At 68.1% G+C, this 6,409-nt stretch carries 6 protein-coding genes and 2 pseudogenes; 7 read left to right on the top strand and 1 reads right to left on the bottom strand.

The features are described 5' to 3' along the window. The coding region (locus tag ACFC02_RS41090; protein WP_376367899.1) for a condensation domain-containing protein at positions 1–1,378 on the bottom strand (1,378 nt) is incomplete at its 3' end. Between the two features lie 238 nt (positions 1,379–1,616). Here ACFC02_RS41090 and ACFC02_RS41085 point away from each other — a divergent pair. The 7 genes and pseudogenes from ACFC02_RS41085 to ACFC02_RS41055 all read left to right on the top strand — a co-directional run. Further along, positions 1,617–3,401 (top strand): class I adenylate-forming enzyme family protein, encoded by a 1,785-nt coding sequence (locus tag ACFC02_RS41085; protein ID WP_376367897.1) that lies wholly within the window; start codon positions 1,617–1,619, stop codon positions 3,399–3,401. Further along, on the top strand, positions 3,398–3,634 hold the full coding sequence (locus tag ACFC02_RS41080; RefSeq protein ID WP_358414660.1) for an acyl carrier protein: 237 nt from the start codon (positions 3,398–3,400) through the stop codon (positions 3,632–3,634). The genes ACFC02_RS41085 and ACFC02_RS41080 overlap by 4 nt, the downstream gene beginning before the upstream one ends. 47 nt (positions 3,635–3,681) lie before the next feature. Continuing rightward, complete coding sequence (locus ACFC02_RS41075; protein ID WP_358414928.1) at positions 3,682–3,882, top strand: MbtH family protein; 201 nt, start codon at positions 3,682–3,684, stop codon at positions 3,880–3,882. Positions 3,883–3,891: 9 nt separating this feature from the next. Then, positions 3,892–4,455, top strand: coding sequence for a hypothetical protein (locus tag ACFC02_RS41070; RefSeq protein WP_376367894.1), 564 nt, complete (start codon positions 3,892–3,894; stop codon positions 4,453–4,455). Next, entirely contained in the window at positions 4,452–5,087 is a 636-nt protein-coding gene (locus ACFC02_RS41065; RefSeq protein WP_376367892.1) for a DUF6875 domain-containing protein, read from the top strand. The genes ACFC02_RS41070 and ACFC02_RS41065 overlap by 4 nt, the downstream gene beginning before the upstream one ends. A 301-nt stretch (positions 5,088–5,388) precedes the next feature. Then, a pseudogene (locus ACFC02_RS41060) lies at positions 5,389–5,550 on the top strand (transposase); the annotation flags it as partial. A gap of 112 nt (positions 5,551–5,662) precedes the next feature. Next, positions 5,663–6,185, top strand: a pseudogene (locus ACFC02_RS41055) (transposase family protein); the annotation flags it as partial. Positions 6,186–6,409: the final 224 nt, after the last annotated feature.

Here is a 6,409-nt window from a genome sequence, read left to right as displayed (position 1 = left end):
GCACCACAGCACCCGGCACCACACCATCCGTCACCGCCAGCACAGCCGCCCGCTCCTCCGCGGACAGCAGATCCATCCCCCCGATCGGCCGGGAGAGATCCGCTGCCGTGACGGCTCGCAGAGCCGTGAGCAGGCGCCGGTGGTGAACGGCCAGTTCGTCGTGCGTGCACAGTTCGGGGTGGGCGTTCACGTCGATGACCGGCCCGGCGCCGTCACGTCGGTCCCACACGGCGAGAGTGAGGTCGCCCACCAGGCCGGAGGTGAGGTTGTGCGCGGTGGTCGGCAGTCCGGCGAACGTGATCGCGTAGTCGAAGGACATGACGTTGACGACCGGTGCGTACCAGGTTCCCATGCGGCCGGGCAGTGCGAGGTCGCGCTGGATGTCCTCGGCCCGGTACCGCTGGTGGGCGCCCAGTTCGCGCACGCGCCGGCCGATCTGGGTGAGGAGTTCGCCGAGGGTCAGCTCTGGTCGTAGCGTGAGCCGGAGCGGTAGGACGTTGGCAGCCGTGCCGGGAGTGCGGCGCTCCACCTGGGTGAGGCGTGCCGTCACCGGCAGGCCGAGGACGACGGTGGCCGCGCCGGTCGTCCGGTGGACGTGGAGGGCTGCGGTGGCGATGACCAGGTGCGACCAGGGGGCGCGGGCCCGGCGGGCCGCGTCGCGCAGTGCCGTGTGTTCCGCCGGCTCACAGGCGGCGGAGTGCCGGAGATAGCGCTCCGGCGTGGTCGACGGCGTGCCGACGATTCCCGCCGACTGCGGACGATCGGTGAAGCGTTCCGTCCAGTACGCCCTGTCCTGAGCGAATTGCCCTGATGCCTGGTAGGCCTGTTCGGCCGTGACCAGGTCGGACAGCGTACCGAAGGGACTCGCTCCTATCGAGCCGCCTCGGGCGAGTGCGGTGTAGACGTCGGCGACCCGGCGTGTGATCAGCAGGGACCCGAAGGCGTCCATCACGGCGTGGTGGTAGCCCTGGTACCACCAGAAGCGGTCTGCGCCCACCTTCAGGAGCGCGTACTCGAACAGCAGGTCCTCGGTCAGGTTCATGGGCCGGGCGATCGCGGCCTCCATCCAGTCGCGGGCGGCCTGGGCGGGGGCCGGCTGCGCGCTCAGGTCGATGACCGCGAGCGGCCAGTCGGCAGGCTCCTGGAGTGCTTGCCGAATCTCGTCACCTTCCTCGACGAAGCGGACGTGCAGCGTCTCCGCCTCGGCGACGACGAGTCGCAGGGCTTGCGAGAACAGCTCCGGGTCCACGCCTCCGTGGATCTCCAGGTACTCCCCCACCCGGAAAACTCGATTGCCTCTCCCCAGCCGCTGCTCGGCGATCCATATTTCGCGTTGCGCAGCCGTGAGGGGCAGCGTGCTGCCGAAACTGACGGACAAGTGTCTACCTCCGAGAATTCCCCCGCACGGACGGCCGGAGAGACAGGAATGAAAAACTCACAATGTCCTGGAAAACGCGTCGCCAATTCGATCGCGCAGAAGTGAAGCGGCGAACTCCGCACTGCCGGAGCGACGCGGATCGCCGCGTGTGCACAGGAGCCGGACATAACCGCCCGGAAACACGACAGAGGGAAACCTAACCCTGGGAGATCCGGAGGGTCAAGGAGATCAATCGGCTATGCCACGTGCATGCCCGGGCCGTGTCCCGCCGGCGGGACACACGGGGGCAACCCGGCGGGACCCGCGCGCACGCCCGGCGCCGGCCGTAGTGACCGCCGACGCGGCCTGGCGGCCAACTGCCCCCGGTTCGGCTGGTGAAGGCCGGCCGCTCGCGCTGGTGGCGGAACATGGCAGGCGCTCTCCGCACGCCGGGCGGAGCTTCTTCTCGCGAGCGGCACCCTGCAGGTGCGGTGACCGGCATCAGGCCCCGCGCGTCGCTCGCGGGGCGGTTCGCCTTGATCGACGGGCTCTTGCCCGCCGTTTCTCGACGGTGTTAGCTTCAATTTCCACAAATGCCGATCGCACGTTTCCCGAGGCTGTTTCACAAAAGGAAACCCGTATGGCAAAAACACAGTGGGTGAGTCGTCTACTGAACCGCGGCGCCGACGACGACCCGTGGGCCGTGTCGAGCGCTTCGGTCACCCGGGGACAGTTACGCGGTGCGGTGGCCGAGTTTGATGAGATTTTCCGGAAGCAGGGAATCGGCGAAGGCAGCTCGGTTCTCCTGAGGATGACGCCGAGTTTCACTTACCTTCAGGTGCTGTTGGGCCTGTGGAGCCGCGGGGCGCAGGTGGTCCTGGTCGACTTCCGGCTGAAACCGGCCGAGTACGAACCGCTGGTTCAGCAGGTGCGTCCGCAGTACCTCGTCGCCGCGGCCGGCGCCAGAGGGCCGGTGGCCGGATTCCGTCAGGAGTCGGACTTCACGGTCCGCCAGCTGCCGGACGGCCGGCCCGCTGTCGACGACATACGACTCGTGCAGTTCAGCTCGGGCTCGTCCGGTCGGCCCAAGGTGATCGGCCGACCCGCCGACTCCGTGCTGGCCGAGATCGAACGGCACGCCGCCCTACCTGGAATCCCCGGCACGGACGACCGGATGATGCTGCTGAACTCGGTCATGCACAACATGGGCCTGGTCAGCGGCGTGCTGCACGCCCTCGCGTCCGGGGCGACGCTGATCATCCCGCCGACGCTGCGCCCGGCCGAGGTCATACGGCTCATGGCGGCCACCAGGACGACCGCCGTCTACGGCACGCCCGTTCACTACGACCTGCTGTCCCGCGTCGCCGACCGGCCCCAACTGCTCGCACTGCGCCTAGCGGTGTCCGGCGGCGAGCGGGTGCCGCAGGAGACGTTCGACAACTTCCGGGCACGCTTCGGCCTGCCGATCAGCCCGGTCTACGGACTGACCGAGATCGGACTGATCGCGGGCGACCTGTCCGGCACGTCCGTCCCTCCGCAGCTGGGGCTCCCGGCGCCCGGGGCCGACGTCAAGGTCGTGGACGAGGAGCTGCACGTGCGGATGGACCGCTCGCCGTATCTGTACGGCGAGCACGCCGACCGCTACACGGACGGCTGGCTGCGCACCTACGACCGGGTCCGACAGGACTCCGCGACCGGCGTCCTCAGCATGCTCGGCAGAGCCGACTCGCTGGCCGTGATCGGTGGACTGAAGGTCGACCTCACGGAAGTGGAGAACGTCCTCCTGGCCCACGACCGGGTGACGGAGGCCGTCGTGACGCACGGCGAGGTCATCGAGGCCTTCGTGGGCGCCGACCCCGCCATCGGCGCGGACGAGCTGACGGTCTGGTGCCGGGAGCGGCTGAGCCCCGTCAAGGTCCCCAAGCGGTTCCACGTCACGCGGCTGCTGCCGCGGAACTCGATGGGGAAGCTGATCCGCGACCGTGCGCTGATGCACGGGCGCGTCCTGTCGGAATCGCCCTCGCGGGCGCAGGGGGAACGGTGATCTCGAAAGACGACCTCAGGACGATATTGACCGAGAACGCGGGACTCGGGCCGCGCGAGGAACTGACGGACGACGCCGAGCTGGTGATCGACTCCTTCACCCTGGTGGTCCTTCAGCACGTCCTGGAGGAGCGGCACGGCGTGGTCATCGAGCCACAGTTCGACGACATGGCGCAGTTCACCTCGATCGACGGCATCCACACGTATGTGACCAGGGTCGCGCAGGAACACTGACCGGCACACCTGGCCCTCCGTCCCACCGTATTGCGCAGGGAGCGATGATGAGCAACCCCTTCGAGAACCCCGACGGCACCTTCCTGGTGCTCGTCAACGACGAGGGCCAGCACTCGCTGTGGCCCTCGTTCGCCGAAGTGCCCGCGGGCTGGACGGTCGCGTTCGGCCCGAGCGACCGCCAGACCTGCCTCGCCCACGTCGAGGAGCACTGGACCGACATGCGCCCCCTGAGCCTCGTGCGCCGATAGGAGACCTCGATGGACGACGCCGCATTCCAGCAGCTGCTGTTACGGGAGGAGGACCTCAAGGAGTCGTTCTACGGCGAGGAGCCGAGCGCCGCCTACGATCCCGTCTACGTCTCCGGCGACACGTCGGGGCGGGCCATCGTCGACCTGACCAACATGCTCACGCACGGCACGCATCCCGAGACGGTGCACCACGCCTCCGCGCTGTTCACGAACGTCGTGGGGTCGGTGGTGTTCCACCATGTCGCCCAATTCGGCCACGGGACCTGCCGGCAGATCTACCAGGAGCTCCTCGACGCGGTGCACGCCTGCGCGCAGTACCGGATGGAACTCAACGACGGTGTGCAGCTGGACATCTCAAGGGTGGATCTGAGCCCTGTCGAGCTGGGAGACGGCGGCTTTCTCGTGCGGTGGCTGTCCACCGTCGACCACTTCCGCATCGAGACCGCCTGGGTGATCGTCGCCAAGGACGACATCCTCACCTTCGTCAACGCCCGGGTCCCGGACGGATCGGAGGTCCAGCGGCTCGCACGTGTCGCCGTCGACCGCGTCGCCGAACTGACCGGTGCGTCATGACGTCCACGGCACCCCTGGTCGACTTCGCGTCCGCGCTGGAGACCGTCGAGGAATGGCTGACCGAGTACATCTCGGCGAGCCATCCGGAGATCGGCCGCACGGGGCCCATCTGTCCCTTCGTGGCACCCTCGCGCAAGAACCGGATGATGGAGATCCGCCTGCGGTTGGCCGGCCACGCGCCGACCCTCGGTCTGATCGAGGAGATCGCCCTCAGCAGTCTGCGGGAGTACGAGCTGACGACCTGGCAGGGCCGCAATCCCATGCTGCGGGCCATGGTGGTCGCACTCCCCGACCTGCGCAGCGAGGACACCGGACTGCTCGACCAGGCCCATGCCCGGGTGAAGGACGCCTTCGTGGCACAGGGGCTCATGATCGGCCAGTTCCACGAGAACTGCGAGGTGACGGCCGCACGCAACCCCCGCTTCACGGTGAGCAAGGCACCCTTGCCCCTGTTCGCCATCCGCGCCATCGCCCTGCACGACGTCTTCTTCCTGTCCGAGCGACCGCACTGGTTCCAGCAGTACCGCGAGCGGTTCGGCAAGTTCTTCGGACCGGGGTCCACCGTGATGGACGCGCTCTTGGTGGAGCGCTACCAGGAGGCCGAGCAGGCTTACGGTGGTCCGCCGCCGTAGGTACCGGCGACCGCTTGGCCACCGGTGGGGGACTCCGACACTGTTGGAGTCCCCCAGCGGCGAGACATGTCCCGAAACCGGTCCTGGGCCGTTGGGAGCGACTGCTTGTGGGTCAGCATGCCGTCGACGCTGCCCACACGCAGACCCGGACACCCAACGTGCTGCCGTCGAACGGCGTCAGGCACCCGCCAGTTCACCTCACCGACCGGGCTGCCGCAGAGGGTGACAGCGAGCTGACCCCGGATTCGTGGAGTCCCTGAAGCCAGGCTTATGATCCTGGCCCGAAGGAGAACCACGAGCAGTGCCAGCACCACGTAAATACCCCGACGAACTCCGCGAGCGAGCCGTCCGTGAGGTCCGCGCCACCGGCCGTCCGATCGCCCACGTCGCCAAGGACCTGGGCATCCACAAGGATGCCCTGCGCGGCTGGGTCCGCCAGGCCGAAGCGGACGCCGGCGAACGCGACGACCGGCTGACCACCGCAGAGCACGAGGAGTTGAAGCAACTCCGCCAAGAAGTAGCGGAGTTGAGGCGGGCGAACGAGATCCTCAAAGCGGCGAGTGCGCGTCCAACACCTGTCCGGCCGGGCTCCCGGACTGCTGCGGGTCCTGCGCGAGACCGATCCCGACCATGTCCTGCTCGACGGAACCCTCGCCGAGTGCGACCGCGTCGGCGACAGCCGGGCCGACTTCTCACAGAAGCACCGCCGCCACGGCGTGAACGTGCAGGTCGTGACAGATCCCACCGGCAACCTGCTGTGGATCTCGCCGGCGCTACCCGGCCGCACCCCATGACCTGACCGCGGCCCGCACCCACCGCATCATCCGGATCTGCGAACGCCAGGGCGTTCCGATCCTCGCCGACCGCGCCTACATCGGCGCCGGCCCCCGGGTGACCACACCGATCAAACGGCTCCCGAACCGGGACCTCACCACGACCCAGCAGACGATCAACCGGGCGCTGTCAGCGGCACGGGCACCGGTCGAACGGAGCATCGCGAGGCTGAAGGCCTGGCGCATTTTCCGCCGGGCCCGCTGCAGCCCCAACCGCATGACCGCCATCGCCGCAGCCATCCTCACCCTGGAGCGTCAACGCTGAAAAGGCTCACTGAGCCTCTTTCATCCTGTGCTGGAGGGTGAAATGGGCTGGTCAGTGGGTGTGGTGACGAGGCAGGGCCCCTCGTCGTTGGGGTGGTGATTCCACTCAACACACCGGCAGCCGTCTCCCCGGTAGTTGTCAAGTCAAATGAGACGTTCGCGGTGCTATGAACCTTGTGGTTCGGGTTGGCTTCGTTTCGCCGGGTCGTTGATCCAGACCTGGCC

Origin of the sequence: Streptomyces sp. NPDC056160, from assembly GCF_042268205.1 — a bacterium.
Taxonomy (GTDB): Bacteria; Actinomycetota; Actinomycetes; order Streptomycetales; family Streptomycetaceae; genus Streptomyces.
Note: the sequence above shows the minus strand (reverse complement) of the source record. Positions and strands in the feature narration are given on the sequence as shown.